The sequence below is a fragment of the Mesorhizobium sp. AR07 genome (assembly GCF_024746815.1).
Classification (GTDB): Bacteria; Pseudomonadota; Alphaproteobacteria; order Rhizobiales; family Rhizobiaceae; genus Mesorhizobium.
The window spans coordinates 2,764,275-2,789,539 of record NZ_CP080525.1; the positions used below are offsets into that span (position 1 = coordinate 2,764,275).

The following is a 25,265-nucleotide window of genomic DNA, read 5'->3' on the forward strand; positions in this document are numbered from 1 at the left end:
GCAAGCATCCTTTCGCGACGCAGCGGGGTTCGCATCGTCCCGCTTCAGGTCTAACGTCAGAACATGGATTCCTCGACCGAGCCGCCACCTCCGGACCAGCCAGTTGCCGAGCGCATGGCGCGGATGCACAAGGCTTGGCAATGGCTGGCGATCCTTGCCGTCTCCGCCCTGTTTGCAAGCGCGCTGGAACTCGCCGCCCTGCCGGCGGCGCTGCTGATCGGGCCGATGCTGGCAGCCATCGTCGCCGGCACCAATGGCGCCACGGTGCGCGTGCCGCGTCTTCTGTTCGGCGCCGCCCAGGCGATTGTCGGCTGTCTTGTCGCCAGCTCTATCTCGGCCGATATCTTTCCCGTCTTCTACCAGGAATGGCCGCTGTTTCTCGGTGTCGTGGTGGCGACCGTCACGGCCTCCAGCCTGCTCGGCTGGCTGATCAGCCGCTGGCGCATCCTGCCCGGCACCACCGCCGTCTGGGGTTCGTCGCCAGGTGCCGCCACCGCCATGGTGCTGATGGCCGGCGCCTTCGGCGCCGACCAGCGTCTCGTCGCCTTCATGCAATATCTGCGCGTCATCTTCGTTTCGATGACGGCGGCCCTCGTCGCCAAGATGTGGGTCGACACGTCGGGCGTCGAAATCCCGCCCATCATCTGGTTTCCGCCGATCGACCGCCAAGCCTTCGCCGCCACCATCGGCATCGCGCTCGTCGGCGGCCTGGCGGGAAAGCTTTGCCGGCTGCCCTCACCCTTCTTCCTCGGCACCTTCATCTTCGGCACCGTCATCCATCTCGGCCTTGGCGTGGAGATGCAATTGCCGCAATGGCTGCTGGCGGTCAGCTACGCCATGGTCGGTTGGTCGATCGGCCTGAACTTCACAAGGCCGATCCTGCGTCATGCGGCGCGCGCTCTGCCGCAGATCATCGCCTCGATCGTGGCGCTGATCGTCTTTTGCGGCGGCCTTGCCTTCATGATCAGCCATCTGCTCGGCATCGACCCGCTGACAGCCTATCTGGCGACCAGCCCCGGCGGCATGGACAGCATCGCCATCATCGCCGCCGCCGCGCAGAACGTCGACATCTCCTTCGTCATGGCGCTGCAATCGGCGCGCTTCCTGATCGTGCTGCTGGTCGGCCCGAGCGTGGCGCGGCTGGTGGCGAGAAGCGTGAGGGAGTGATCTTGACGAGGGCCGACTGACCCTAAGCTCCGGGCTGGGTCGCCATCGACGACGAAATGGAAGCGTCCCGCGTCGAAATTCATCCGCAGGTGGCGATATCTCACGAGATAACCGACCCCGACGAGCGCCGCCGCAAATCCGGCAACAGCGCCCACGCCAAGCGCCCAGCGCGGGCCGACATCGTCGGCCACCCAACCGACCACCGGCGCGCCGAGAGCAGTGCCGCCCAGTGTTATGGCCAAAAGTATAGCCATCACCCGCCCGCGCATGGCGGGATCGGTGGAGAGCTGTACCAGGCTGATCGTCGAAGTGGTCATCGTCTGCGCGGAAATGCCGATGACGACAAGCACAAGACCGAACAACCAATAGTTGGGCATGATCGCGGCCAGGCCGAAGCCGAGGCCGAGGATCGCGGCGCCGGCCAGAAGAAACGCCAGGCGGGGTTGCTCGCGCCGGGCGGCCAGCAGCGCACCGGTGACAGATCCGATCGCCATGATCGACGTCAGCAACCCGTATTGGCTGGCGCCTGCGTGAAAGACGGAGACGGACATGGTCGAGATGAAGATCGGGAAGTTGAGCCCGAAGCTACCGATCAGGAGAAGCATGAGCAGGATGGCTTTGAGGTCGGGGCGCTTCCAGACATAGCGGAAGCCTTCGGCAAGGCTGCCGCGGCTTCGCTGCGCCCTATCCTTCAGGTGCAGCTCACCGATGCGCAACAGGCAAAGCGACGACAGGACGGCGGCAAACGAGGCCGCGTTGATCAGGAAGACCCAGCCGGAGCCAAGCGAAGCGATGAGGGCGCCGGCGACCGCCGGGCCGATCATCCGCGCCACGTTGAAGGACGTGGAATTCAGCGCCACCGCGTTCGACAAATCGGCCTCGCCGACCAGATCCGAGACGAACGTCTGGCGCGCCGGCGAATCGAATGCGGTGGCGCAGCCGAGCAGGAAAGCAAACACATAGACGTGCCACAGCTGGACAAGCCCGGCGACCGTGAGCAGACCGAGGCCGAGCGCAAGCAGGCCCATGGCGCCTTGCGTGGCCAGCAGCAACTTGCGTCGGTCGAGATGATCGGCGGCCAAACCGGTCCACGGCAACAGGAGGATCTGCGGCGCGAACTGCAACGCCATCACCACGCCCATGGCGGTTGCGTTGTTGTGGGTCAGCTGGGTCAGCACCACCCAATCCTGGGCGGTGCGCTGCATCCATGTTCCGACATTGGATACGATCGCGCCGCCAGCCCAGATCCGATAGTTGAAATTGGCCAGTGAACGGAAAGTGCCCTTCGCCGGACTGCTCATCCGTCGACCGGGGAATTGCCGCCGTTGAATCGGCCGAACATGCGCGCCGACACCAATCCCATCAGGAGGGCGCCCAGCCCAAGGGCGACGACGTCAGGCGTGGACCGCAGATCGAAATTTCCGACACGGATCACCAGAAGATAGGCGATCACCAGGTTCAGAAATCCCCACAGCACGTTCACGGTCGAGGACGATTGGCCTTGGCCGTGCGGCTTGGCGAACGGGCTTTGAAAAGATCGTCCCATAACGCCGCTGACAAGATGCGGCACGGCATTTGTCAGAAAGGCGCCGCCGAACAGATAGGACACATGGTCGATCCATTGCATCGTCAGGCACTCCTCTTCGCGAGCAGATCGATGATGTCCAACGTGGTGCCGGTTTCGCCCAGCCTGGGGAAAATATGCACGATGCTGTTGGTGTGGGCATCGAGGTTCGTATCGGTCATGGCGTCGAGAGCCAGGGTGACGTTGAACCCGAGATCGCGGGCATGGCGAGCCGTCGCTTCAACGCCCATGCTGGTGGATACGCCGACGATCACGACTTGGGTGACGTTCCGGCTCTTCAGATAGGCTTCGAGATCGGTATTCGTGAATGCGCCCGCCGTGCGCTTGGTAACCGTGTGGTCGCCCGGCCGCTGCCTCAACTCGGGCACAATATCCATCCAGCCGGCGGGAAAGGCCGTCACGCGAGGCGCCTGCTCCGTTCGGCCCGGAGGCGCGCCGGCAACGTTGACGAGCACGACCGGCAAGCCGCGGCTGCGGAACGTGTCGGCGAGTGTGCTGGCCTGCTTCACGACCTCGGCCGTCGGATGGACGGTGGGCGAGGAGACCAAACCCTTCTGCAGGTCGACGACGATGAGTGCTGTTTTCTGGTCAAGCGTGGTGACTGCCATCCGCGTTTTCCTTCCGATGATTGGAACAGCGGCGCGTCAGGAAGCGGCGAGCCGCTTGAGCAATTCGACGGCGCCCGCCAACTGCTCCTGTTCTTCGCCATCGAGGTTCGTCTGGATGGCACGGAACAGCCAGTCCTGCCGGGCGGCGCGCCCGGCGACGATCATGTCCCGGCACGCAGCCGTGAGCGACAGCAGGGTCTGCCGGCCATCGGCGGGATCAGGCGCGCCATCCACCAGACCGGCCACTTCCAGCGTCGACACAATGGCCCCCATCGATTGAGGGCGCATGTCCTGCGCGCGGGCCAACACTGTCACCGTGGCCGTCCCCTCGCGCTCCAGATGCAGCAGCACCGACTTCTGCGACGAGGTCAGGTCGCCGGCGCTCGCCTGCTCTCGCAAACGCCGAACCAACCTGCCGACAACTACCCGAAGCTCCGCCGCTACAGCCAGGGCGCGCGCGGCTTCGGGGCGGTTCTGCGGAGCCCGTTGATCTTTCATAGCCGTCATGTAGCATGTATGAAGGAAAACTTCAAAGATTACCTTCATACCTGAAGTCACAAGGCCGTGAGCCGCTCGGCTCCCTGGCCTATCGCCCGACAGCAAGCCGCTCGGGAAGGAAATCGACGAAGACACGAACCTTCGGGGAGAGATGGCGATTGGATGGCCACAGCATCCTGAACTGCCCGCGGCCGTCGATATGGTCGTCGAGAACGCAGCTCAGCTTGCCCTCGCGCAGTGCCTCGCGGACCAGGAAATCGGGCATGCAGCCGATGCCGAGACCAGCGATCGTGGCACCTTTCAACGCCTCCATGTTATTGCAGGTCAGCATGGAGCGCGGTTCGATACCGCCGGCAACGAGCGGCCAATCCTGCAGCTTGCCACTGTTGGGAAAGCGGAAGCGTATGCCGAAATGTTGTGCGAGATCGCCCGGCACCTTGGGCGTGCCGTGGCGCTCGAGATAGGAAGGCGCCGCGCACAAAAGCAGCCGAAACGGCGCAAGCGGCCGCGCCACCAATCGCGAATCCGGCAGCTCGCCGCTCCGGATCGCGACGTCGATGCCCTCTTCGATGACATCGACGATGCGATCGTTGAAATCGATATCGAGCTCGATCTCGGGATAACGCGCCATGAAGTCGGATAGCACCGGCAGCAGCAGATGATAGGTGACGATCGGCGTCGAGACGCGCAGCCGCCCGTGCGGGGTTTCCCGTGTACGCGACAGCATCGCCTCGGCATCCTCGATGTCGTCGAGGATGCGGCGCACCCGCTCGTTGAACAGCTTGCCCTCCTCGGTCAGGCCGATGCGTCGCGTGCTGCGCTGAAGGAGACGCACCCCGAGTTCCTGTTCAAGCCGGGCGACACTCTTGCCGACAGCGGAAGCGGAGATACCCATCGCCCGGCCGGCGGCGACAAAACTGCCGAGCTCCGCAGTGCGGGCGAAAGCCATCAGGCCGCTGAGACGATCCATCGCATCCTCCATTCGAGCGTTTCAGTCCGGTATGTCAGGAGATCTAATACCATTTTGCCGGAAACCTCGCCGACCTATCTTGTCGGCATGACCGGCGTCGCGACTCTGCGGCATGCCGGTGGATCCTGCTTCAGATAGGGAAATCCATGACTTTGAAGACCAGAACCGGCAGCGTCGCCAAGAGATGGCTCGTGCTGCTGTCAGCATGCCTTGCCGCAATGACGATGCCTTTGACCTTCACCGGTCCGGCCGTCGCCCTCTCCCGCATCGCGGCCGATCTCGGCGGCAGCCCGATCCAGCTCAACTGGGTGACGAATGCCTTCATGCTGACCTTCGGCGCCAGCTTGATGGCCGCCGGCGCGCTCGCCGACAACCATGGCCGCAAGCGCATCTTCCTCGCCGGCCTCTCCACCTACGTCCTTGCCTCGCTGGGCGCGATGCTCGCACCTGACATCGTCTGGTTCGACATCCTCAGAGCCGCGCAAGGCATCGGTAGCGCCGCCGCCTTTGCCGGCGGCGCCTCGGCACTCGCCCAGGAGTTCGAAGGTCCCTTGCGGCTGCGCGCCTTCAGTTTCCTCGGCACCAGTTTCGGCATCGGTCTCGCCTTTGGCCCGATCGCGTCAGGCCTGCTCATCAATGCATTCGGCTGGCGGGCGATCTTCCTTCTGGCCGCAGCACTTGCGGTTGCCGCCGCGGTCCTCGGCCTGCGCACCATCAGGGAATCGCGCGACCCGGACGCGACCGGCCTCGACTGGGTGGGAGCCGGCACTTTCACGATCGCACTGGCGTCGCTCACCTATGGCGTGCTCCAGGCGCCGCAGAGCGGCTGGAGCGATCCCCTCGTCATCACGCTTCTCGGCGGGGCTGCCCTTTGCCTTGTTGCCTTCGTCATTGCCGAGCGCCGCGTGCGACGGCCGATGCTTGATCTCACGCTGTTTCGCTATCCCCGCTTCGTCGGCGTCCAGTTTCTGGCAGCAGCACCCGCCTACGCCTTCGTCGTCCTGCTTGTGTTGTTGCCGATCCGCTTCATCGGCATCGAAGGGATGACCGAGATAAAAGCGGGGCAATTGATGATCTGCCTGTCGGGACCATTGCTGATCCTGCCATTGCTTGCCGGCCAGCTGGCGCGCTGGATCGCTCCGGCCACCATCTGCGGCGTCGGCCTGCTCATCGCTGCAGCCGGCCTCGTCTGGCTGAGCCTGACACCGCCGGTCGACATCGTGCTGGTGGCGCCGCTGATGCTGGTCGGCGTCGGCATTGCTTTGCCCTGGGGACTGATGGACGGGCTTGCCGTCAGCGTCGTGCCGAGGGAGCGCGCCGGCATGGCGGTCGGCATCTTCAACACCACCCGCGTCGCTTGCGAGGGTGTGGCGCTGGCGATCGTCATGGCGATCCTGTCGGGTTTCACGGCCGCGCAGCTCACCGCTCAAGGGGTGGCTTCTTCCAGGGATGCCACCGCCGCCGCGCAATTGCTGGCAACCGGCAATGTCAGCGAAACGGCGCAACGCCTGCCGCAAGCTGGCGCCAGCGTTCTGGCCCAGGCTTACGAGACGGCGTTCGACAGGCTGCTGATCGTGCTGGCGGCAATCACCGTATTGACCGCCATTGTCGTTTTCCTCGGCCTGCGTCGCGGATCGGTGTTGGAACACGAGACCGCCCCTCTGCCGGCATGCCAGGAAGGATAAACACCCGCGCGTCAGGCGATGACAAGGCTCGCTATGCGGTCGCCGTCCAGCGTGAAGGTCATGTCGCCCTCGCCGTTGAAGCCGTTGCCTGTGACGGCGATGCGGACGCGATAGCTGCCTTCCGCCATCGCGATGCGGACGATGTTGAGACGAGACTGCACGCCGATATTGTCCGACCGGTTCCAGCGCGAGATCTGCTCGCGCCCGTGGAAAGGCCGTCCCCAGTCGCTCAAGAATGCGTCCGCCGTGAATGTGTCGAGAAAGGCTTCCGTGTCGCCGGCATTGGTGGCTTCGACGAAACGGCGGATGGGATCGGGCGTGGTCATTCTTCTGTACCCTAAGGTGCCCTAAGATTCGGGTCAGGCCGAGGCGTTTGCGGGCCGGCTGAACATCAATGCACCTTAATCCAGCCTGTGCATCAGGTCCTCATCCAGCCAGCGGCCGAAGAAATAGGCCAGCTGCTTGTGCCACCATGGCCAGTCATGGCTGACATCGCCGCCCCAATAGTCGACCCAGGCGGGAATGGACTTGTCGCGCAGGATCTGTTCCAGCCGGCGCGTCTCGACCAGCATCCGCTCTTCCCAGGCGCCTTGCCCGCAGCAGAAGATCAGCCTGAGCGCCTTCAGGCGGGCAAGCAGTTTCGCGTCGACGATGCCGGGCAGATAGTCGAGCGGCGAGTTGTAGAAGATGTCGCCTTCAAGCGCCTTGCCGAAGAAGTCGCGGGCCGAATAGACGCCCGACAGCGCGATGACCCCGCTGGCCAGTTCGGGAAAGCGGAAGACGAAGTTCGACGAATGGTAGCCGCCCATCGAACAGCCCGAGAACAGCGGCTTCAGCTTGCGCCCGCCATTGGCGGCTGCTGCCGTGGACAGGAACTCCGGCAGCGCCTCCTCGCGCACATAGCGGAAATAGGCCTCGTGGCGGGCGATGCGATGGGCGGCATCTGCATGTTTGTCGAAGAAGGATTCCGAATCGATGCCGTCGACCGTGAACAGCTGGATGCGGCCGGTGTCGATGAACTCGGCCAGCGCCCCGACCCCGCCGGAATCCTCGAACTGGTAGAACCGCCCCTGCGAGGTCGGGAACACCACCACCGGCCGGCCGGCATGGCCGTAGCGCTTGTATTCCATGTCACGGCCGAGATTGCGGGCGAAATTCTTGTGATAGGAAATGTCCATCGCCTCACGCCTTTTCCGCATGGATGTAGGCGACCGCTTCGCGCAGTGCCTCTTCATCTTTCGAGCGCATCTGGTAGGCGTAATTTCCCATGGCGCGGCTGAAAACCTCTTCGATTGCGTGATGGTGGACGATCTTGTCGCCATGGGCGGCTAGCACGTCCTCATGGCTGTGCAAATAGTGGAGCCGTCGCTTGCGGCTCGCATAGGCAGTGAAATACTTGCCCTCGTAAGGGCCGCCGGCGGCATCCTTGACCACCATATCGGCCCAGGCAGCATAGACGTCGATGTCGAATGTGTAGTTGATGGCATCGGTCATCCAGGCGCCCGGCGGGCGCATGTTGACCTCCAGCGCGATGACGCGGTCGTCGTTGGTCTCGAACAGCTCGATGTGGAAGAAGCGCTCGCGCACGTCGAACGCCTTCAGGATCTTGCGGCCAGCCTCCTCGACCGCCGGACTGATCCGGGGAAAGCAGGTGTAACTCATGTGGCGGTCCTTGTTGACCACCTCCATGACGCTCTGGTCGTAGCGATGGCTGGCCGCCAGCACCACCTCGCCATCGCGGTTGACCAGCCCGTCGAACGTCACCACCAGCCCCTCGATGAACTGCTCCATGACGAAGGTCACATCCTCGGGCTTGTCCCTGAAGAATTGGTCGAGCTCCCCAGTGTTGGAGATCTTGAAGGTGTTCGAGGCGCCGGAGCCGCTGTCGGGCTTGACCACAACGGGATAGCCGACGCGGCGGATGAAGGTCATGGCGCCGGCCCGGTCGGAGCATTTGCGCTGTGCGATGGTGTCGACGCCACTCTTGCGGAAGAAGGCGCGCATGCGGCTCTTGCGCTTCAGATTCTTCACGAAATCGAGTTTGGTGCCGTAGATGTTGAAGTCGGTGCGGATGTTGGCTTCCAGCTCCAGCCAATGCTCGTTGAGCGATTCAAAACGGTCGATGCGGCCCCATTTGTGGATGAAATGCCCCATCGCCCGGAACACCGGGTCGTAGTCCTCCATGTCGGCGACACGGTAATACTCGCTAAGCGCCGCCTTCAGTTTGCCGTCGAGCACGTCATAGGGTGCGTCGCCGATGCCGAGCACCCTGGCTCCGGCCTTCTTCAGCCGGTCGCAGAAATCGGCGCCGTTGGCGGGAAAGTGCGGCGAGAAGAACACGAAATTCATGGATGACCCCCTCCCGGCAACAGGACATCGCAATCCCGTCGACGCCCAAGTCTGGCGCATTTGCCGCCCTTGGGGAAGAGCAAGCGCATTAGGGATACTGTTCAACAAACCTTGACCCACCATGCGGCCCCACTTGCCTCTCACAAGCCGCTCCTGTATGAGAACCGCCATGAACACGCGCGCCACCAACGCTTCCCGTCCGACCGGTTTTTCCGGCGAGACCGTGCGCGCGCTGGCTTCGACCCTGCTTCTTCTCGGCCTTATCGGCGATCGCCGGGTTCGCTGAAGGAGCGCCCGGCGGTCGAACCGCCGCGCAAGCGCATGCTCCTTGGCCAGTCTCAAAATTGGCAGTCACATCAAGCGAACGAAATTCTGGTAAAGGCGCCGCTCGCCATCGATCCACCTGAGGTGGACCCGTGAGCCGCCGGGAGAAAACGACGATGAACGCACGAGAAGAAATCCGCTCCCATGCCGCCGTAGCCGGCAAGGATGCGGCAAAGAGCATGCCTGACGCAGCCCGGGGCATGCCCGACGCGGCCCGCAAGTACCAACCTTACCCCACAGTAGGCCTCACCGACCGCACCTGGCCCTCCAAGGTGATCGACAAGGCGCCGATCTGGTGCTCGGTCGACCTGCGCGACGGCAACCAGGCGCTGATCGACCCGATGGGCCACGAGCGCAAGGCGCGCATGTTCGCGCTGCTGCTCGACATGGGCTTCAAGGAGATCGAGATCGGCTTCCCGTCGGCCTCGCAGACCGATTTCGACTTTGCCCGCTGGTGCATCGAGGAAGGCAACGTACCCGCCGACGTCTCGCTGCAGGTGCTGGTGCAGTGCCGGCCGGAACTGATCACCCGCACCTTCGAGGCGCTCAAGGGCGCCACCAACCCGATCGTCCATTTCTACAACTCGACCAGCGAGTTGCAGCGCCGCGTCGTCTTCGAAAAGGACGTCGGTGGCATCAAGCGCATCGCCACCGACGCCGCCAAGATGATCACCGACATGGCGGCCAAGGCCGGCGGCGGTTTTCGCTTCGAATATTCGCCGGAGAGCTTTACCGGCACCGAGCTCGAAGTCGCGCTGGAGATCTGCAACGCCGTCACCGAGATCGTCAGGCCGACATCAGACAACAAGCTGATCGTCAACCTGCCGTCGACGGTCGAGATGTCGACGCCCAACATCTATGCCGACCGCATCGAATGGATGTGCCGCAATCTCGACAACCGCGAGAACCTGCTGGTCTCGCTGCATCCGCACAATGACCGTGGCACCGGCGTCGCCACCACCGAACTCGGCCTGATGGCAGGCGCCGACCGCGTCGAAGGCACGCTGTTCGGCAATGGCGAGCGCACGGGCAATGTCGATATCGTCACGCTGGCGCTCAACATGTACACGCAAGGTGTCGATCCGGGGATCGACTGCTCCGACATCAACCGGATGAAGGACGTCTACGAATATTCGAACCAGCTGAAGATCCCCGAGCGCCACCCCTATGTCGGCGAGCTCGTCTACACCGCCTTTTCCGGCTCGCACCAGGATGCCATCAACAAGGGCATGAAGGCGCTGAGGAAGGCCAACACAAGCCTGTGGGAAGTACCCTATCTGCCGATCGATCCGGCCGATGTCGGCCGCAGCTACGAAGCGATCATCCGCATCAACTCGCAGTCCGGCAAAGGCGGCATCGCCTATGTGCTGCAGGCCGATTACGGCCTCAATTTGCCGCGCAATCTGCAGATCGAGTTCAGCCAGGAGATCCAGGCGATCACCGATGCCGAGGGCAAGGAAGTGCCGGCCAGGCGCATCCATGAGCGCTTCCTCGAGACCTATGTCGATCAGCCGGCCGCGCGGCTGAAATTCCTCGACCACCACACCTATCCCAGCACCGAGATCAAGGGGCGGCGCGTGGTCGAGGCCGTCATCCTCGACAACGACAAGGAAGTGACGATTACCGGCACCGGCACCGGTCCGATCGACGGCTTCGTCGATGCGTTGTCGCGCCATCTCGGGGTCGAGATGTCCGTGCTCGATTATTCCGAGCACTCGATGCAGCGCGGCTCGAACGCCTCGGCCATCTCCTATGTCGAGATGGAGTATCCCGGTGGCAAGCTGTTCGGCGCCGGCATCAACACCAACATCGTCGCCGCCTCGCTGGAAGCGGTGATGTCTGCCGCCAACCGTATCGTCGGCAAAAAAGCCGGCTGACGCACGACCAGAACGAAGGTCGGGACCTCCCATTCGGTGATCGGTTCCGATCCTTCGCATCATTAACCACCGGAGAATTATCCGGTGGGGTACGTGATCGCATAATGCGTGTATGCTTGTGTGGCGGTGCGGGAACTATATGATCGCGCCTCAACCTGTGCCGACTTCGAGAGGATCGACACTTGCAGCATGCCACGCCTGCCGCCCCCGCAGTGCGCGAGACACTGGAGCGACTGCTTGCCAGCCAAACGTTCGGGAGATCCGAACGCGCGCGCAAGCTGCTCCGTTATCTTGTCGAACGCGAACAAGCCGGCGAAGCCGACAGGCTTAAGGGCTTCTCCATAGCCATGGATGTTTTCGGCAAGGACGGCGATTTCGATCCGTCCACCGATGCCGTGGTGCGGGTTCAGGCGGGCAGGCTGCGCGAGCTTCTGCAGCACTATTTTGCCAATGAGGGCATTGCCGAGCCGGTCCGCATCGCCATTCCGCGTGGCGGCTATGTTCCCGCCTATGAACTGAACGCGATCCGGCTGCCGGATGTTGCCGAGGCTGTTCCCAAGCTCAAGTTGGACGGCGCTGTAGCCGCCGATCGGCCCAACGACGCCGGGACGGGCATGCCGGACGCGGTGTTGCCGGCTTCCGCGACACCTTCGCCCGCCCCCTCGGTGGTGCGCCATCTCCGCTTTTTCTGGATGGCGATCGCCCTGGTCATCGCCATGCTGGGCGTGCTGATCCTTCGTCAGGGCAGCAATGCCTTGCTGACCGGCGGCGACATTCCGGCGACGCTCGAGACCGCCGGCGCGACCAGTAGCGTCGCGCCATCGGCAATGGCTGACGCCCTGCCGCTCGTCTACATCGACGTCAAGGCCAACAGCGCTGACGCCAGCCGTGTCGCCGCCTCGCTGCGCGCCGGCCTGAGCGGCTTCGATACGATCGACTTCATCGGCCGCGACACCGTCAACAGGCCCGATCCGGCCAATGATGCCACGAGCTTCGTTTTCGACATCCTGCCTGGACCGAACGCAGGCGATATCACGATCGAACTGCAAAGCATGGCGTCCGGACGGGTGCTTCTTTCGCGCAATCTGACCCCGGCCGACAGCGCGCCCGCCGCGGTCGAGGACCGTATCGCCGACATGCTGAGCTCGGCACTTCCCGCCTCGGGCACGATCTACAACTATATCGAGCAGACCGGCGTGCCAAACGGCCTGACGCAATGCCTGTTGCTCAATGACAAATATTATCTCGACCAGAACGCCCGGACCCATGATGCTGCCTATCGCTGTCTCGAAAGTCTGGCCGATGGCGGAACGAAATCCTCGCTCGTCTATTCGGAACTTGCCTCCCTGCATCTCGAAGCGGTCTCCGATCATTATGCCTATCCGCCCGATGCGACGATTGAAAAGGCAGTGGAGTTGGCCCACCGCGGCGTGCAGATGGGGCCGACCAGTCCCTATGCGCATCGCTCCTACGGCTACGTCAGTTCGCGCCTCGGCAATACGGACGAAGCGATCCGCTGGATGCGCAAGGCCTACGAACTCAATCCCTACGATCTCGGCATGGCTGCCGCTTACGGCTACGGGCTGATCTTCGCCGGCCGCTATGCGGAGGGAACGCCGATCCTTGCCCACGCGGCAGAGACCTTCAGCGGCCACTCGACATGGTGGGACTACGGGCTGTTCGTCGGTGAGTTCATGCTCGGCGACATGGACAAGGCCGTCGCGGCCAGCATGGCGTTGAGAACGACGGCAGCGAAATCGCACTATCTGGCGGCGCGACTGATCGGCGCCAAGGCCGCCGGACAGGACAATCTGGTGACCACGCTGCTGAATGAACTGAACACCAGGTTCCCTAAATTTGCCGCCGACCCGCGCGCGACTTTCGTCGAGCGGAAATATCCAGCCGACCTGACCGATCGCCTGATCCAGGCGCTGCGCGCCGCCGGGCTCGGCAACGCAAGCTGACACCAATCGACATCCAAGGATTGGGTCGCCGAGTTCTGTCCGAAACCGTACAAATCGCGAAAATTTTACTGGTCATCCCGCTAGACAAGGAGCAATTCAGCCACAATTGGTGTCACGCATCCTGCAATCATGCTGCAACAACAAAAAATCTGCTTTCATGACCGCATCGCTTTTTGCCGCCGAACAGGGTGTTGGCTCGAAGGCCATCGTCCTGCTGCATGGTTTCGGCGGCTGCCACGATGTCTGGCGCGAGGTGATTTCCTCCCTGGCGCCTTCCAGGCGCACGCTCGCCTATGATCTGCCGGGGCACGGGCTGTCGCTCGATTTTCCCGCCGCCGGTCCGGCCAAGGTGGCGGCAAGGGCCGTGCTCGCCGATCTCTCGGAACGCGCGCTAAAGCGTGTTCATCTGGTGGGCCACTCGACGGGCGGCGCGGTGGCGATGCTGATGGCGTTGGCAGCGCCCGAAAAGATTGCCTCGCTGACGCTTCTGGCGCCAGGCGGCCTTGGCCCCGAGATCAACGGGCCGCTGCTGCGCCGTTATGCCGGCGCGAAGGACCGGTCCGAGATTCGCGCCTGCCTCGCCGCCATGTCCGGCCCGCGCAGCCTGGCCCCGGAGCGCGTCGTGGACCTGCTTTGCGAGATGCGCGGGCGACCCGGCCAGCTGGAAAAACTCGTCGCGATAGCGGCCGCCATGACCATGGACGATCGGCAAGGCGTCATCCCGCACGATCGTCTCGACGGGCTGACCATGCCGGTGATGGTGGTGTGGGGAACCGACGACGCGGTGCTGCCCTTTGCCCAGGCCGATGGTCTGCCGGCGCATTTTCATGTGCACCATGTGCTGGAGGCCGGCCATATGCTGGCCGAGGAAGCACCCGATCTCGTCGCCGAGATCATTCGCCGCAACACCAACCGGCGCGCCAGGCCGCATCGGTTGAAATTCGCCGTCGCGGCCGGCTGACTTTTTCCGGCGCGACACCTTACCGGACACGCCTCGATCCCGTCGATCTCGCCAGTGCATTTTGCCGGCGGCTGTGTTAACTCCGTGTTAACCAAACCCGCGAGGCAAACGCCGATGAAGGAAGCAGGCGAGAAGACCTTCGATCAGTCGAAGAAACTGTCCGATGCCATCCGTGATGTGAAAAATGCCTTCGCTGACCGCGACGACGTCGTCGTCGATATGCGCGAGGCCCATCGCATGCGCCTCGATCTGCTTGCGGCCGAATTGGCGCCGGTTTTTGCCGATGTTCCCGCCGACATGGACAATTTCGATTTCGCCGTCTCGTCCGGCCTGCAGCCGCGCCTGTGGATCGACGCCGTCAGCCATGTCGCCATGGGACGCGACCGCCGCACCTATCGCTTCCTCAAGGACACCCGCATCGGCCGGGTCGTGCTTGCCGAATCGACAGAGATGAAGCCGGTTGCCGATCAGGTGACGCGCTATGTCGCCGAGCGGATCGTCGAGCGTCAGAGGATGATGGAAGGCGGGGTCGAGCCGGCTGTCGCCGGCATGAAACGCGCCGACGTGCCGGAAGCCGAACCGCCACTGCGCTCGACGACGCGCGGCAAGGGCTGGTCGGCCTTTCTGTCCGGCCTTGGCCTGGTTGCCGCCGGTGCGCTGGTCGGACTGGCGGTGTCGGTCGTGCTGTTCTGGGACCGCATCGTGGCCATGGGTCTCAGCTTGCGGCCATAACCGCGGCACCCAGCTCAAGCGTCTGCAGATCGGATGGCGGTATGGCCGGCCCTGTCAGGCCGCGCCGCGTCAGCCGGATTCGCCAATTGCCCTTTTCGCCGTCGATGTCGAACAGATTGTACTGCGCCGCCGGGTGCCTGCCGCCCGGGGCCTGGCCGGCGGCAGCGACGCCGACCACCGGAACCTTGGCGTCCCACGGGCCGATGTAAGACAGTGACGGCAGATGCGAATGACCATGCAGGACGAGTTCGGCGCCATGGCGGCGAATGATCTTGTGGAAGCGGGCAATGCCGAACAGCCGCTTGTGCTGCGAGACGGCGCCGCGCACCGGCGGATGGTGGATCATGATCGTGCGAAACAACCCTTGCCTGGCGGTGGCATCAAGCAGCTTGCCGAGCCGCTCCGCCTGGCCTTCCATGAAGAAGCCGTTGGCCATGAAGGGTGCCGTGGCGCGCGCCGTCGAGACGCCGATCAGCGCGACATCGCCGCGCACGCGCAGATAGGGAAAGGCGTTGCGGTCGACCGGCGTGTTGATGCCGTCGCCACTCATCCACGCCGCCCAAGACCGGCAGATCTTGTCGAAGGCACCGGGCACATAGGCGTCGTGGTTTCCCGGCACCACCGAGACATCCTGCGGCGATCCCAGCGTCTCCAGCCAGTGCCTGGCCATCTCGATCTCGCCGTCGAGCGCTAGATTGACCAGGTCGCCGGTGACGGCGAGGTGATCGGGTTTTTTCGCCTCGATGTCGGCGACGATCGTGTCGATGACGGCGTCATGCATGTGGCGGCGGCGGTTGCGCTGCCAGTTGACATAACCGAGCACGCGCTTGGAGGCGAGATCGCGATAGGATACATCGGGGAGCGGCCCCAGATGGATATCGGAAATATGCGCGAGCCTGAACATCCATCCTTCATAAGCGACGCGCCCCCCGCTTTCCACCCACGGTTTCCTTTCCACCAACGGTTTCGCGCCTGATGGAGACGGATCCGGAGAAAGCCTTCCGCCAGACCGGCTGGGCGGGCCTCAAGGCCCGGCTGTTCCATCTCTATTTCGTGCTGCGGCGGCCGATGACGCTCGGCGTGCGCGGCCTGATCCATGACACGGCGTCCAATTCCGTTTTCCTCATTCGCCACACCTATGTTCCGGGCTGGCAGCTCCCCGGCGGCGGCGTCGAGGTCGGCGAGACGATGACAGACGCGCTGGCTCGCGAGCTCGCCGAGGAAGGCAACATCGCGCTGACCGCCCCGCCGGTGCTGAGGTCGATGCATTTCAACCGCCGCTCCAGCCGGCGCGACCATGTCGGTTTCTATCTAATCGAGCATTTTAGCCAGACGGCGCCGAAACTGCCGGACCGCGAGATCGCCGAGTCCGGCTTCTTCCCGCTCGACCGCTTGCCGCAAGCCACGACGCCGGCGACGCTGCGCCGGATCGCCGAGGTTCTTGGCGGCGAGCCATCGTCGCCCTACTGGTAGGTCACGCCGCTTTTTTGAACCGCGCCCGGTCATGCGGTGCGCCGTAATCGAGTTCCGGCCCCACCGGCACTATTCGCGTCGGATTGATGGTTTCGTGGCTGCCGTAATAATGCGCCTTGATGTGGTTGAGGTTCACGGTCCCGGCGACACCTGGCACCTGGTAGAGATCGCGCAGATAGTTCGACAGGCTCGGATAGTCGGCGATGCGCCGCAGATTGCACTTGAAATGGCCGACATAGACCGGGTCGAAGCGCACCAGCGTGGTGAACAGCCGCCAGTCGGCCTCGGTAAGCCGGTCGCCGACCAGATAACGTTGCCTTGAGAGACGGTCCTCCAGCGTGTCGAGTGCCTTAAACAGCTCGCCGAACGCTTCCTCATAGGCGCCTTGCGTGGTGGCGAAGCCGGCACGATAGACGCCATTGTTGACCGCGGGATAGACCAGCGCGTTGATCGCATCGATCTTGCCGCGCAGCGCCTGCGGATAGAAATCGAGGCTGGCGTCACCCCATTCATCGAAAGCTGAATTGAGCATCCGGATAATCTCGGAGGACTCGTTGGAGACGATCGTCTGCTCTTTTTTGTCCCACAGAACCGGCACCGTCACGCGGCCGGAATAGGCAGGATCAGCCCTGGTGTAGATCTGGTGCAGAAACTCGAGTCCATAGAGCGTGTCGCCGGTCGCGCCGTCCTGGGCCGCGAACGTCCAGCCATTGGCGCCCATGAAAGGATGCACCACCGACACCGAGATGATGCCTTCCAGCTTCTTCAGCACGCGAAAGATCAGCGTCCGGTGCGCCCACGGGCAGGCGAGCGAGACATAGAGATGATAGCGGCCGGGCTCCGCCTTGAAGTCGCGGCCGCGGCCCTCGGCCGGCGTGCCGTCGCGGGTGACCCAGTCGCGCCATTGCGATTGCGCCCGCACGAACTTGCCGCCGCTGTCCTTGGTGTCGTACCAGCGGTCCTGCCATTTGCCGTCGACCAGCAATCCCATCGCATGTCCTTTCCTGCTTCCTTTGCCATGTAGGGCCCGAAGCCACGCCATGGAAATCACCTGGCGCTGAACAGACCGTCAAGCGGCTGCCTGGCCCATGAAGCCGCCGATTGCAGCGGCGGGAAATTGATGCTAGCGGACGATCCGCATGTTCGACTTTGCTTTGATCCGGTTTGACCGACGACGAAAGGGCGCCCGCGCTTGATGAAGCGCTGACTGGCGAATGCTGCCGTTTGCAGCAAACCTTTTCCTCCTTATCGGAACGCAAAGACCATGAGCCTTGCCGACGTGAAATACCTGCCGGAATCCCCGGCGCATGACATCCAGATCGAAGCCATCAACGACGAAGCCTTCGGGCCCGGCCGTTTTGTGCTGGCCGCCTACAAGATCCGCGAGGCCGGAGGCCACGAGCGCTCGCTGTCCTTCGTCGCCGTCGATGGCGACATCGTCGTCGCCTCGGTGCGCATGACCCGCGTCGCCGCCGGCGCCGGTCGCGCGCTGATGCTTGGACCGCTTGCCGTGCGGCCGGCCTTCAAGAATCTCGGCATCGGCCGCCGGTTGGTGGCGATCGCCCTCGAAGCGGCCGCAAAGGCCGGTGCGCCTGCCGTGATGCTGGTCGGTGACGAGCCCTATTACGGCCCGCTCGGCTTCAAGCGAATCCCGCGCGGCCAGATTTCGATGCCGCGCCCGGTCGATCTCGACCGGTTGCTGTCGCACGAAATCGTGCCGGGCGCGGTCGCCAGGCTCTCGGGCGAGATCTGCCACGCCAATCAGGCCAGGATTGCCGATCCTGTCGCCACGATGGCTTGACCTTTCGGGCCGATCTGGCGCCTGATCCGTTCCCTGTCCCTGAGATCAAAGGATGTCGGCATGAACCCGAACGGCCAGATCGCGATTGTCACCGGCGGCGGCTCCGGTCTTGGCGAGGCAACGGCGCGCGCGCTTGCCGCCAAGGGCGCCCGCGTCGCCATCTTCGATGTCGGCATCGACCGCGCGGCCAAGGTCGCCGCCGAGATCGGCGGCGTTGCCGTCCAATGCGATGTCAGCAGCGGTGACAGTGGTACTGCCGCTGTCACCGAGGTCGCGGCCAGGCTTGGCGAGCCGCGGATCCTGGTCAATTGCGCCGGCATCGCCATTGGCGTGAAGACGATCGGCAAGGATGGTCCCCATTCGCTCGATCAATACCGCAAGGTGATCGAGGTCAATCTGATTGGCACGTTCAACATGATCCGCCTCGTCGCAGACCGCGCCGCGAAGCTCGATCCGCTGCAGGGCGGCGAGCGCGGTGTCATCGTCAACACCGCTTCGGTTGCCGCCTATGACGGCCAGATCGGCCAGGCCGCCTATGCGGCGTCCAAGGGCGGCGTCGTCGGCATGACGCTGCCGGTGGCGCGCGACCTCGCCCGTTCCGGCATCCGCGTCTGCACCATCGCGCCCGGCATCTTCAAGACACCGATGATGGCCGGCATGCCGCAGGAGGTGCAGGATTCGCTGGGCGCCGCCGTGCCCTTCCCGTCGCGCCTCGGCGAACCGTCCGAATATGCGGCACTGGCGCTGCACATCATCGAGAACCAGATGCTCAATGGCGAGACCATCCGCCTCGACGGCGCCATCCGCATGGCGCCGAAATAGCGATCATGAACACCGGCCTGTCCGCTGCCGGAAAGACCGGTCCGCTTGCCGGGCTGAAGGTGATCGAGATGGCAGGGCTTGGCCCGGTGCCGCTGGCCGGCCTCATGCTTTCGCAGATGGGCGCGCAAGTGCTGCGGATCGAACGGGCAGGATCGAGCCGACCGCACCCGTCGCTGCCGGATGAATACGACCTCGACCGCCACGGCCGATCCATCCTGCGCATCGACCTGAAGCGCCCGGAAAGCGCCGAGCTGATGCTGCGCCTTGCCGAAAAGGCGGATATTTTGCTCGAAGGGTTTCGTCCCGGTGTCATGGAGCGGCTGGCGCTCGGCCCGGAAGCGGTGCTGGCGCGCAACCCGGCGCTGATCTACGGCCGCATGACCGGCTTCGGCCAGGATGGACCGCTCGCGGGCCGCGCCGGCCACGACATCACCTATCTCGCCTATTCGGGCGTGCTGCATGCCATCGGTCACGCCGGCGACCGTCCCGTCCCGCCGCTCAACCTCGTTGCCGACTATGGCGGCGGCGCCATGATGCTGGTTGCCGGCGCGCTGGCCGCGCTGTTCCAACGTTCGCTAACGGGCAAGGGACAGGTGATCGACGCCGCGATGGTCGAGGGCGCCTCGATGCTGGCGACGCCCCTGCACGCCCTCATGGCGGCCGGACTATGGAGCGAAAAGCGCGGCGCGAACCTGCTCGATTCCGGCGCGCCTTTCTACGACACCTATGAGACGGCGGATGGCGGGCACATCGCCGTCGGTTGCCTCGAGCCGCGATTCTTCGCCGAATTCGCCAGGCTGCTGCCACTCGACGAGCGCTTTGTGTCCGGCCAGTATGACAAGGCGCTGTGGCCGCCGATGCGCACGGCCATTGCCGGCAGGGTCCGGCAGAAATCACGCCACGACTGGGATCGGCTGTTTGCCGAAACCGATGCCTGCGTTGCACCGGTCCTGTCGCTGCGCGAAGCGCAACAGCACCCACACAATCGGGCGCGCGGCGCCTTCGTGACAGCAGGTGCATTTGAGCGCCCCGCACCGGCGCCGCGTTTTTCCGGCTCGCGGCCGACACTGGCGACCGAGCCTGCCGAGAACGATCTCGCCCCGTCGACAGTGCTGGTGCGTTTCGGGTTTTCGAAAAACGAGATTGACGACCTTGTCAAATCCGGTTTGTTTGACAGATAAGCGGAGAAAGAACATCAACTTATTCCGGTGATGCCTTGGACGAAGCGAAAAAGGACGTGATCCGCGCGACGGACGCCGAGGCGATACGGCTGGGCAAGACGCTCCTGCGCAATGCCCGTTTCGGCGCGCTGGCGGTGATCGAACCGCAAACCGGCTCGCCGCTGGCGAGCCGGGTCGGCGTGGCCACCGACATCGATGGCGCGCCGCTGATCCTGGTGTCGATGCTCTCGGCGCACACCGGCGCCCTGCTTGCTGATTCGCGCTGCTCCCTGTTGCTTGGCGAACCGGGCAAGGGCGACCCGCTGGCGCATCCGCGCCTGACATTGGTCTGCCAGGCCGCACGGTTTGAGCGCGGATCAAGCGAACACGCCCGCGCCGAGCGCCGTTATCTCAACCGCAATCCCAAGGCGAAGCTCTACGCCGGTCTCGGCGACTTTTCGATCTTCCGTCTCGAACCGCAACGCGCCAGCCTGAATGGCGGCTTTGGCAAGGCCCATCAGCTCGATCGATCCGACCTGCTGACCAGCGGACCGGTTGTCGACGAACTGTCGGCGAGCGAACAATCCGCCATCGACCATATGAACGCCGACCATCTCGACGCGATCGCCGTTTATGCACAGCATTTCGCTCGAGCCGCCGGCAACGGCTGGACCATTGCCGGATTCGATGCCGATGGCATGGATCTGGTGTCGGGCGATGATGTTTGCCGGGTCTTCTTCCCGCAACCTTTGGCGGCGGCACGCGAATTGCGTCCCATTCTCGTCGACATGGCCAGGACCGGCCGGGCTGCGGCCGACGCCGAGACTGAACTTAATCATGCCGGGTCAAAAGCAACGCTTGAGATTTGAAAGAAATGTTCTACCCTTTGCCGGTGACGCTGAATCGCCAGCGCCCATTCACAGTGAGTTTATGGATTCAGATGCCATTGCCCCCATGGCGTCCGATGAACAAAAAGCATGGGGGATCGATGGTCTCGACAAAGCTAATCGCCAATGCCGGATCGGCAGCCGAATTTCTGATGCTGATGGGCAATGAAAAACGGCTGTTGATCATGAGCTATCTGATCGACGGTGAAATGTCGGTCGGCGCCATCGCCGAGAAGGTGATGCTCAGTCAATCCGCCCTGTCGCAGCATCTGGCCAAGTTGCGGGCGCTCGACCTCGTCGACACCCGGCGTGACCGTCAGATGATCTACTATTCCTGCAAGTCCGACGCCGTACGCGAACTGCTCGGCATGCTGGACGGCATTTTCGGCAGCGGCAAGGAGGACCTGTCCCAGATGGCGCACCGTTTGCGCCGCGCTGGAACCTGACCTGCAGGCCCCAGAGATAGAGCGACATGCGTCGATCCGGTCGCATGAACCGTAGCCGACATTCCTGAATTGTCGCATCGTGCTTTCCAGGCCAGTGCTGGGAATCGGTCCGGATTTTCGGGCCGATGCGGTGGCCGCGAGGAACGCATGGAGCCCATTCGCATCGACGACCCGCAGGATCCGCGCGTCGCTGCCTATCTCGACATCCGCGAGCGCGATCTCGCTGGCCGGCAAGGCCGCTTCGTCGCCGAGGGCAAGGTGGTGCTCGACCTGCTGCTCTCGGCTGGACGTTTTGGCGCCGAATCGGTTCTTGTTTTGGAGAACCGGCTGGCCGGCCTCGACGACATCCTGCGCAAGGCGCCGGCGGACCTGCCGGTCTATGTCGCCACCGGCGCGGTGATGGACGCGATCGCCGGGTTTCACCTGCATCGTGGCATCCTGGCCATGGGCCGCAAAGGGACGCCGCAATCGGCCGAGGCCCTGCTCGATGCGGTGCCCACCCGGGCGCTGGTCGTGGTGCTCGTCGGCATCGCCAACCATGACAATATGGGTTCGATCTTCCGCAACGCCGCCGCCTTTGGTGCCGATGCGGTGCTCATGGACACGACCTGCTGCGATCCGCTCTACCGCAAGGCGATCCGCGTTTCGGTCGGCGCCGCGCTGAAGATTCCGTTCGCGTCGTTCACCGACACCGCCGGCTTCACGGCAGCGCTCGCCCGACGGAGCTTCGAACAGTTTGCACTGTCGCCGCGCGGGCAGGGCGACATACGCGATGCGCGGCGGCCCGAGCGCCTTGCACTCTATCTCGGCACCGAGGGCGAAGGCCTGCCAGAAAGTCTGCTTGCACGCTTGCAGACGGTGCGGATCGCCATGTCGGAAGGTTTTGACAGCCTGAACGTGGCTGCGGCGTCAGCCATCGCCCTGCACCATTTCACAGCAAACAGGAGCTAATTCAGCTTGCCGCGTCAGCCTTCTGCAGCGCCCGCACGCGGTCTGCAAGGCTACGGTCGCCGGTACGCGCATCCACTGACGCCGCCAATGCCTTGGCGATCGGCGAATCAGGCCCCTCCAGCTTGGCCGTCAGGTGGACGACCTCCGCCGCCAGTTCGTTCATCTGCTCGCGCAAGGCGGAGCCGCCGTCCGTGGGGCTGGACGCGGCCAGCGCGGTGAGATCCGCCTTCAGCCGCTTGTTCTCGCGCGCCAACGCCGTCAGCCTGGCCTCGAGCCGTTCACGGTCGCTGTCGAGCTTGGCGATCGCCTTGTCGACGTCGTCGTTCTTCGCAACTTCGCCGCCCTTGCCGACCAGCCGCAAGGCCGGCGCGCTGTCCGCGCCCTCGCCTTTCGACTTTTCGCGCAGCCGCGCCAGTTCCTTTTCGCGACGGTCGAGCTTGTCCTCGCGATCGGCAAGCGTGGCCAGCAGCCGTTCGACCTTCTTGTCGAGATCGTTGGTCTTTTTCTTCTCGCTTTTCAGGGCCTCGCGCGCGGCCTTGCTTTCGGCCGCGATCTCCTGGCCGCGCCTGTCCGCCTCCTTGCGCTGGCCGCGCAGCAGCGCAATGTCGCTGGCGAGTTTCTGCATCTCGGATTCGCGCGCCACGAGCTCGATCTGTCGGCTGCTGGAGGAGAAGCTGGCGTCGTCATACATGCGCTCCAGCTTTTCGAGCTCGAGCGCGCGCTTTTCCAGTTTGCGTTCGGTTTCCTTGAGCCGGTCAGACAGACGCTGCAACTCCTCCTCGCGCTGTCGCAGCATTTCGCTCTTGGCCCCCAGTTCGCTCAGCGCCCGGTCCTTGCCCATGCGCTCGACCGCCAGCCCTTTCAGGGCCTCGTGGCCGCGACTGATCTCGACGAGCTGTTCGGCCGCCTTCTCGCGCAACGCCTTGACGCTTATTTCGAGACGGCGCGTCGTCATGGCATACTCGGCGCGGACGCGGTCCTTGTCCGCCTGGATCTCGGTTTGCGTCAGAGGTATCGAGGCTTCGATGCGCTTGCGCGTCAGGGCGACGGCCCGACGCCATATGGCTGGAGCAACCATCAGCGCCAGAAAGCCGGCGCAGAGAAAGCCGAGGGCGAAGAACAGGACCGACTGAACCAAAGTGACTACCCGTTGTCGACGGCAACCGCCAAACCAATGCATGCCGCCCAAAAGTGAGAGCCGGCCTTGGGACGACGACATGCAACACAATAAACCAAAAGCGCGTCGAGCGCTTTTTGACTGTGCCACGTTGGCATGGCGGAAATCCAGCGCTGCGGCAAGGTTTTGCCGCAACGGGACGGTTTAGCTCAGAACGGATTCCACGTCGCGCGCTCGGTAAGCTTCAGATAACCGAGATTGACGCCGAGCCGGGCGCCGACACCGGTGCGGATCGGCACCAGAAGCACATTGTTGTTCTTCAGCACGTTGAAGCCGACGCCCGCCACCACATAGGCCGAACCGGCGACGCCGCCATAGCGGTTGTAGAGGTTGCTCACATCGTCGAGATTGTAGACCAGCATCATCACCCGCGACCCCTCGCCGCCGAAATCCCAACCGAGCGACGGGCCCTGCCAGAACACTTTGTGATCGCCGGCGTTCTTGGTGTAGAGCGTGCCTTCACCATAGGTCAGGCCGCCGATCAGCGCGCCCGAGCCCTCTTCGCCCAGCAGATAGCCGTTGGGCAGGCCGTAGGAAGCAAAAATCTTCTCGACGACCGTGGCGAGCCCGCCCGACGTCGCCCCGAAGAACTTGTGACCGGAATCAACGATCTCCTGAGCGGTATATTCCTGGGCTCGCAGGGCCGACGTCGAGAAGACGAGAACACCCATGAGCGCGATCGCCATTGATACGACACGGACAAAAGTCCGGTCTGGGATGACACGGACAAGAGTCCGGCCTGGGACACGGAAAAAGCTCCGGTCGTAGAATCGGGAAAACATGCTTCCAATCTCCGTCAGGGAGCACCTTCGCCGACGCCTCACACCCCGTACGGCTCTCTTAGCCGGCCGTTAAGGGTAACTGTTACGGGCAAACTATGCCGTAATCCTTTTTCAACCATTAAGCTCCCACATGAACATGGCGGTTCAAAGGCTGTTTGGGCTCGCTCCAGTGGGGCCGGCAGCCTGCGTGAACGCGCCATTTGCCATAACCACAATTTTGGATTTGTTGCTGCACGCACGAGCGCTGTGTATTCAGAACGCTCGAGGAGAGAGAGCGTGATTCGTGCGGGCAGGCGATGATCGATCGCTCGGCCGTGAATTGTGGAATTTTGCAGGGATCTTCGCCGATGGCCGAACTGTTCACCATTTCCGCACCCGATCTGGCGGCGCTTTTGTGCAGCCGGGTCTGCCACGACATCATCTCGCCGGTCGGCGCGATCAACAATGGGCTCGAACTGCTCGATGAAGGCGGCGCCGACGAAGACGCCATGAAACTGATCCGCCAGAGCGCCCGCAACGCTTCGGCCCGCCTGCAGTTCGCCCGCATCGCTTTCGGTGCCGCCGGCTCGGCCGGCATGCTGATCGATACCGGCGATGCCGAGGCCGTCGCCATCGCCTTTCTCAAGAACGAGAAGCCGGAACTGATCTGGAACGGGACCCGTGCGCTGCTGCCCAAGAACAAGGTCAAGCTGCTGCTCAACCTGCTCCTCGTCGCCAACGCCGCCATTCCGCGCGGCGGCAAGCTTTTGGTGACGCTGGAAAACCTCGACACCGAGCCGCGTTTCGCGCTTGCGGCGAGCGGCCCGATGCTGCGCGTGCCGCCGAAATTCCTCGAACTGCATTCCGGCCACAGACCTGAGGAACCGATTGACGCGCATTCGGTGCAACCCTATTACACGCTGCTTCTGGCGCGTGAGGCCAATATGACAATTTCGATCCACGCAACGCCGGAAGAAATCGTGCTTTCGGCAGCCTGAAATCGCTGTCAGGCCCCTAGAGAAACCGAAGTATTTCAATCCGCGACACCTATGGCGGCGCCTCGATCG

Annotated in this window: 25 protein-coding genes and 1 pseudogene; 14 read left to right on the top strand and 12 right to left on the bottom strand. The window is 63.7% G+C overall.

What is annotated here, in order from left to right; translation table 11 throughout:
• Positions 1 to 63 precede the first annotated feature (63 nt).
• A complete protein-coding gene (locus BPNPMPFG_RS14190) occupies positions 64 to 1,167 on the top strand; it encodes an AbrB family transcriptional regulator (RefSeq protein WP_258596048.1) in 1,104 nt (367 codons plus the stop codon).
• A 71-nt stretch (positions 1,168 to 1,238) separates the two neighbouring features.
• On the opposite strand, the pseudogene BPNPMPFG_RS14195 reads toward BPNPMPFG_RS14190, so the two are convergent.
• The 5 genes and pseudogenes from BPNPMPFG_RS14195 to BPNPMPFG_RS14215 all read right to left on the bottom strand — a co-directional run.
• Positions 1,239 to 2,468 (bottom strand): annotated as a pseudogene (locus tag BPNPMPFG_RS14195) (MFS transporter); the annotation flags it as partial.
• Positions 2,465 to 2,794 carry a hypothetical protein gene (locus BPNPMPFG_RS14200; protein WP_258596049.1) on the bottom strand — a complete coding sequence of 110 codons (330 nt, stop codon included), beginning with the start codon at positions 2,792 to 2,794 and terminating at the stop codon, positions 2,465 to 2,467. The gene BPNPMPFG_RS14200 and the pseudogene BPNPMPFG_RS14195, both read right to left, overlap by 4 nt.
• A gap of 2 nt (positions 2,795 to 2,796) precedes the next feature.
• The gene (locus BPNPMPFG_RS14205) at positions 2,797 to 3,360 is read right to left on the bottom strand and encodes a cysteine hydrolase family protein (protein WP_258596051.1); all 564 of its coding nucleotides are present in this window, start codon (positions 3,358 to 3,360) and stop codon (positions 2,797 to 2,799) included.
• A 36-nt stretch (positions 3,361 to 3,396) separates the two neighbouring features.
• The gene (locus BPNPMPFG_RS14210; protein WP_258596753.1) at positions 3,397 to 3,858 is read right to left on the bottom strand and encodes a MarR family winged helix-turn-helix transcriptional regulator; all 462 of its coding nucleotides are present in this window, start codon (positions 3,856 to 3,858) and stop codon (positions 3,397 to 3,399) included.
• Positions 3,859 to 3,946: 88 nt separating this feature from the next.
• Complete coding sequence (locus BPNPMPFG_RS14215) at positions 3,947 to 4,828, bottom strand: LysR family transcriptional regulator (RefSeq protein WP_258596053.1); 882 nt, start codon at positions 4,826 to 4,828, stop codon at positions 3,947 to 3,949.
• A gap of 146 nt (positions 4,829 to 4,974) precedes the next feature.
• On the opposite strand from BPNPMPFG_RS14215, the gene BPNPMPFG_RS14220 reads away from it, so the two are divergent.
• Complete coding sequence (locus BPNPMPFG_RS14220) at positions 4,975 to 6,513, top strand: MFS transporter (RefSeq protein WP_258596055.1); 1,539 nt, start codon at positions 4,975 to 4,977, stop codon at positions 6,511 to 6,513.
• A gap of 11 nt (positions 6,514 to 6,524) precedes the next feature.
• Here the strand turns inward: BPNPMPFG_RS14220 and BPNPMPFG_RS14225 are convergent, their stop codons facing one another.
• From BPNPMPFG_RS14225 to BPNPMPFG_RS14235, 3 genes are all read right to left on the bottom strand, one after another.
• Complete coding sequence (locus tag BPNPMPFG_RS14225; RefSeq protein ID WP_258596056.1) at positions 6,525 to 6,839, bottom strand: nuclear transport factor 2 family protein; 315 nt, start codon at positions 6,837 to 6,839, stop codon at positions 6,525 to 6,527.
• A gap of 75 nt (positions 6,840 to 6,914) precedes the next feature.
• Positions 6,915 to 7,691 carry an esterase family protein gene (locus BPNPMPFG_RS14230; RefSeq protein WP_258596058.1) on the bottom strand — a complete coding sequence of 259 codons (777 nt, stop codon included), beginning with the start codon at positions 7,689 to 7,691 and terminating at the stop codon, positions 6,915 to 6,917.
• 4 nt (positions 7,692 to 7,695) lie between these two features.
• Positions 7,696 to 8,862: an ATP-grasp domain-containing protein gene (locus BPNPMPFG_RS14235; RefSeq protein ID WP_258596060.1), complete on the bottom strand. Its 1,167-nt coding sequence runs from the start codon at positions 8,860 to 8,862 to the stop codon at positions 7,696 to 7,698.
• 524 nt (positions 8,863 to 9,386) lie between these two features.
• On the opposite strand from BPNPMPFG_RS14235, the gene leuA reads away from it, so the two are divergent.
• The 4 genes from leuA to BPNPMPFG_RS14255 all read left to right on the top strand — a co-directional run bounded on the left by leuA (position 9,387) and on the right by BPNPMPFG_RS14255 (position 14,720).
• On the top strand, positions 9,387 to 11,063 hold the full coding sequence (leuA, locus tag BPNPMPFG_RS14240; RefSeq protein ID WP_258596755.1) for a 2-isopropylmalate synthase: 1,677 nt from the start codon (positions 9,387 to 9,389) through the stop codon (positions 11,061 to 11,063).
• A gap of 182 nt (positions 11,064 to 11,245) precedes the next feature.
• On the top strand, positions 11,246 to 13,027 hold the full coding sequence (locus tag BPNPMPFG_RS14245) for a tetratricopeptide repeat protein (RefSeq protein WP_258596062.1): 1,782 nt from the start codon (positions 11,246 to 11,248) through the stop codon (positions 13,025 to 13,027).
• Between the two features lie 157 nt (positions 13,028 to 13,184).
• Positions 13,185 to 13,988, top strand: a complete 804-nt coding sequence (locus BPNPMPFG_RS14250; RefSeq protein WP_258596063.1) for an alpha/beta fold hydrolase — start codon at positions 13,185 to 13,187, stop codon at positions 13,986 to 13,988.
• Between the two features lie 114 nt (positions 13,989 to 14,102).
• Complete coding sequence (locus BPNPMPFG_RS14255) at positions 14,103 to 14,720, top strand: hypothetical protein (protein ID WP_258596064.1); 618 nt, start codon at positions 14,103 to 14,105, stop codon at positions 14,718 to 14,720.
• Here BPNPMPFG_RS14255 and BPNPMPFG_RS14260 read toward each other — a convergent pair.
• Entirely contained in the window at positions 14,704 to 15,624 is a 921-nt protein-coding gene (locus tag BPNPMPFG_RS14260; protein ID WP_258596065.1) for a metallophosphoesterase family protein, read from the bottom strand. The genes BPNPMPFG_RS14255 and BPNPMPFG_RS14260 overlap by 17 nt on opposite strands.
• Positions 15,625 to 15,695: 71 nt before the next feature.
• Between BPNPMPFG_RS14260 and BPNPMPFG_RS14265 the strand changes: the two genes are divergently transcribed.
• The gene (locus BPNPMPFG_RS14265; protein ID WP_258596066.1) at positions 15,696 to 16,193 is read left to right on the top strand and encodes an NUDIX domain-containing protein; all 498 of its coding nucleotides are present in this window, start codon (positions 15,696 to 15,698) and stop codon (positions 16,191 to 16,193) included.
• 1 nt (position 16,194) lies between these two features.
• Here BPNPMPFG_RS14265 and BPNPMPFG_RS14270 read toward each other — a convergent pair whose 3' ends face one another.
• Complete coding sequence (locus tag BPNPMPFG_RS14270; RefSeq protein ID WP_258596067.1) at positions 16,195 to 17,184, bottom strand: glutathione S-transferase family protein; 990 nt, start codon at positions 17,182 to 17,184, stop codon at positions 16,195 to 16,197.
• Positions 17,185 to 17,457: 273 nt separating this feature from the next.
• Here BPNPMPFG_RS14270 and BPNPMPFG_RS14275 point away from each other — a divergent pair, with 273 nt between their 5' ends.
• From BPNPMPFG_RS14275 to BPNPMPFG_RS14300, 6 genes are all read left to right on the top strand, one after another.
• Entirely contained in the window at positions 17,458 to 17,994 is a 537-nt protein-coding gene (locus BPNPMPFG_RS14275; protein ID WP_258596068.1) for a GNAT family N-acetyltransferase, read from the top strand.
• A gap of 60 nt (positions 17,995 to 18,054) precedes the next feature.
• The gene (locus BPNPMPFG_RS14280) at positions 18,055 to 18,816 is read left to right on the top strand and encodes a 3-hydroxyacyl-CoA dehydrogenase (protein ID WP_258596069.1); all 762 of its coding nucleotides are present in this window, start codon (positions 18,055 to 18,057) and stop codon (positions 18,814 to 18,816) included.
• 5 nt (positions 18,817 to 18,821) lie between these two features.
• Positions 18,822 to 19,997 (top strand): CaiB/BaiF CoA transferase family protein, encoded by a 1,176-nt coding sequence (locus tag BPNPMPFG_RS14285; RefSeq protein ID WP_258596070.1) that lies wholly within the window; start codon positions 18,822 to 18,824, stop codon positions 19,995 to 19,997.
• A gap of 35 nt (positions 19,998 to 20,032) precedes the next feature.
• Positions 20,033 to 20,845, top strand: a complete 813-nt coding sequence (locus BPNPMPFG_RS14290) for a HugZ family pyridoxamine 5'-phosphate oxidase (protein WP_258596071.1) — start codon at positions 20,033 to 20,035, stop codon at positions 20,843 to 20,845.
• Between the two features lie 119 nt (positions 20,846 to 20,964).
• On the top strand, positions 20,965 to 21,309 hold the full coding sequence (locus BPNPMPFG_RS14295; protein ID WP_258596072.1) for an ArsR/SmtB family transcription factor: 345 nt from the start codon (positions 20,965 to 20,967) through the stop codon (positions 21,307 to 21,309).
• Between the two features lie 147 nt (positions 21,310 to 21,456).
• Positions 21,457 to 22,260 (top strand): TrmH family RNA methyltransferase, encoded by an 804-nt coding sequence (locus tag BPNPMPFG_RS14300; protein ID WP_258596073.1) that lies wholly within the window; start codon positions 21,457 to 21,459, stop codon positions 22,258 to 22,260.
• A gap of 1 nt (position 22,261) precedes the next feature.
• Here the strand turns inward: BPNPMPFG_RS14300 and BPNPMPFG_RS14305 are convergent, their stop codons facing one another.
• Positions 22,262 to 23,398: a coiled-coil domain-containing protein gene (locus BPNPMPFG_RS14305; RefSeq protein ID WP_258596075.1), complete on the bottom strand. Its 1,137-nt coding sequence runs from the start codon at positions 23,396 to 23,398 to the stop codon at positions 22,262 to 22,264.
• 188 nt (positions 23,399 to 23,586) lie between these two features.
• A complete protein-coding gene (locus BPNPMPFG_RS14310; protein WP_258596077.1) occupies positions 23,587 to 24,123 on the bottom strand; it encodes a DUF1134 domain-containing protein in 537 nt (178 codons plus the stop codon).
• A 443-nt stretch (positions 24,124 to 24,566) separates the two neighbouring features.
• Here BPNPMPFG_RS14310 and chpT point away from each other — a divergent pair, with 443 nt between their 5' ends.
• Positions 24,567 to 25,196 (top strand): histidine phosphotransferase ChpT, encoded by a 630-nt coding sequence (gene chpT, locus BPNPMPFG_RS14315; protein WP_258596078.1) that lies wholly within the window; start codon positions 24,567 to 24,569, stop codon positions 25,194 to 25,196.
• The last annotated feature ends 69 nt before the right edge of the window (positions 25,197 to 25,265 follow it).

Excerpts from the sequence above, each read along its gene's own strand:
- chpT (WP_258596078.1), top strand. The coding sequence starts at position 24,567 with ATGGCCGAACTGTTCACCATTTCCGCACCCGATCTGGCGGCGCTTTTG.
- BPNPMPFG_RS14220 (WP_258596055.1), top strand. The coding sequence starts at position 4,975 with ATGACTTTGAAGACCAGAACCGGCAGCGTCGCCAAGAGATGGCTCGTG.
- BPNPMPFG_RS14270 (WP_258596067.1), bottom strand. The coding sequence starts at position 17,184 with ATGGGATTGCTGGTCGACGGCAAATGGCAGGACCGCTGGTACGACACC.
- BPNPMPFG_RS14310 (WP_258596077.1), bottom strand. The coding sequence starts at position 24,123 with ATGGCGATCGCGCTCATGGGTGTTCTCGTCTTCTCGACGTCGGCCCTG.
- BPNPMPFG_RS14280 (WP_258596069.1), top strand. The coding sequence starts at position 18,055 with ATGAACCCGAACGGCCAGATCGCGATTGTCACCGGCGGCGGCTCCGGT.
- BPNPMPFG_RS14255 (WP_258596064.1), top strand. The coding sequence starts at position 14,103 with ATGAAGGAAGCAGGCGAGAAGACCTTCGATCAGTCGAAGAAACTGTCC.
- BPNPMPFG_RS14300 (WP_258596073.1), top strand. The coding sequence starts at position 21,457 with ATGGAGCCCATTCGCATCGACGACCCGCAGGATCCGCGCGTCGCTGCC.
- BPNPMPFG_RS14285 (WP_258596070.1), top strand. The coding sequence starts at position 18,822 with ATGAACACCGGCCTGTCCGCTGCCGGAAAGACCGGTCCGCTTGCCGGG.
- BPNPMPFG_RS14205 (WP_258596051.1), bottom strand. The coding sequence starts at position 3,360 with ATGGCAGTCACCACGCTTGACCAGAAAACAGCACTCATCGTCGTCGAC.
- BPNPMPFG_RS14230 (WP_258596058.1), bottom strand. The coding sequence starts at position 7,691 with ATGGACATTTCCTATCACAAGAATTTCGCCCGCAATCTCGGCCGTGAC.
- BPNPMPFG_RS14225 (WP_258596056.1), bottom strand. The coding sequence starts at position 6,839 with ATGACCACGCCCGATCCCATCCGCCGTTTCGTCGAAGCCACCAATGCC.
- BPNPMPFG_RS14235 (WP_258596060.1), bottom strand. The coding sequence starts at position 8,862 with ATGAATTTCGTGTTCTTCTCGCCGCACTTTCCCGCCAACGGCGCCGAT.
- leuA (WP_258596755.1), top strand. The coding sequence starts at position 9,387 with ATGCCCGACGCGGCCCGCAAGTACCAACCTTACCCCACAGTAGGCCTC.
- BPNPMPFG_RS14275 (WP_258596068.1), top strand. The coding sequence starts at position 17,458 with ATGAGCCTTGCCGACGTGAAATACCTGCCGGAATCCCCGGCGCATGAC.
- BPNPMPFG_RS14200 (WP_258596049.1), bottom strand. The coding sequence starts at position 2,794 with ATGCAATGGATCGACCATGTGTCCTATCTGTTCGGCGGCGCCTTTCTG.
- BPNPMPFG_RS14250 (WP_258596063.1), top strand. The coding sequence starts at position 13,185 with ATGACCGCATCGCTTTTTGCCGCCGAACAGGGTGTTGGCTCGAAGGCC.
- BPNPMPFG_RS14190 (WP_258596048.1), top strand. The coding sequence starts at position 64 with ATGGATTCCTCGACCGAGCCGCCACCTCCGGACCAGCCAGTTGCCGAG.
- BPNPMPFG_RS14295 (WP_258596072.1), top strand. The coding sequence starts at position 20,965 with ATGGTCTCGACAAAGCTAATCGCCAATGCCGGATCGGCAGCCGAATTT.
- BPNPMPFG_RS14210 (WP_258596753.1), bottom strand. The coding sequence starts at position 3,858 with ATGAAAGATCAACGGGCTCCGCAGAACCGCCCCGAAGCCGCGCGCGCC.
- BPNPMPFG_RS14260 (WP_258596065.1), bottom strand. The coding sequence starts at position 15,624 with ATGTTCAGGCTCGCGCATATTTCCGATATCCATCTGGGGCCGCTCCCC.
- BPNPMPFG_RS14215 (WP_258596053.1), bottom strand. The coding sequence starts at position 4,828 with ATGGATCGTCTCAGCGGCCTGATGGCTTTCGCCCGCACTGCGGAGCTC.
- BPNPMPFG_RS14265 (WP_258596066.1), top strand. The coding sequence starts at position 15,696 with ATGGAGACGGATCCGGAGAAAGCCTTCCGCCAGACCGGCTGGGCGGGC.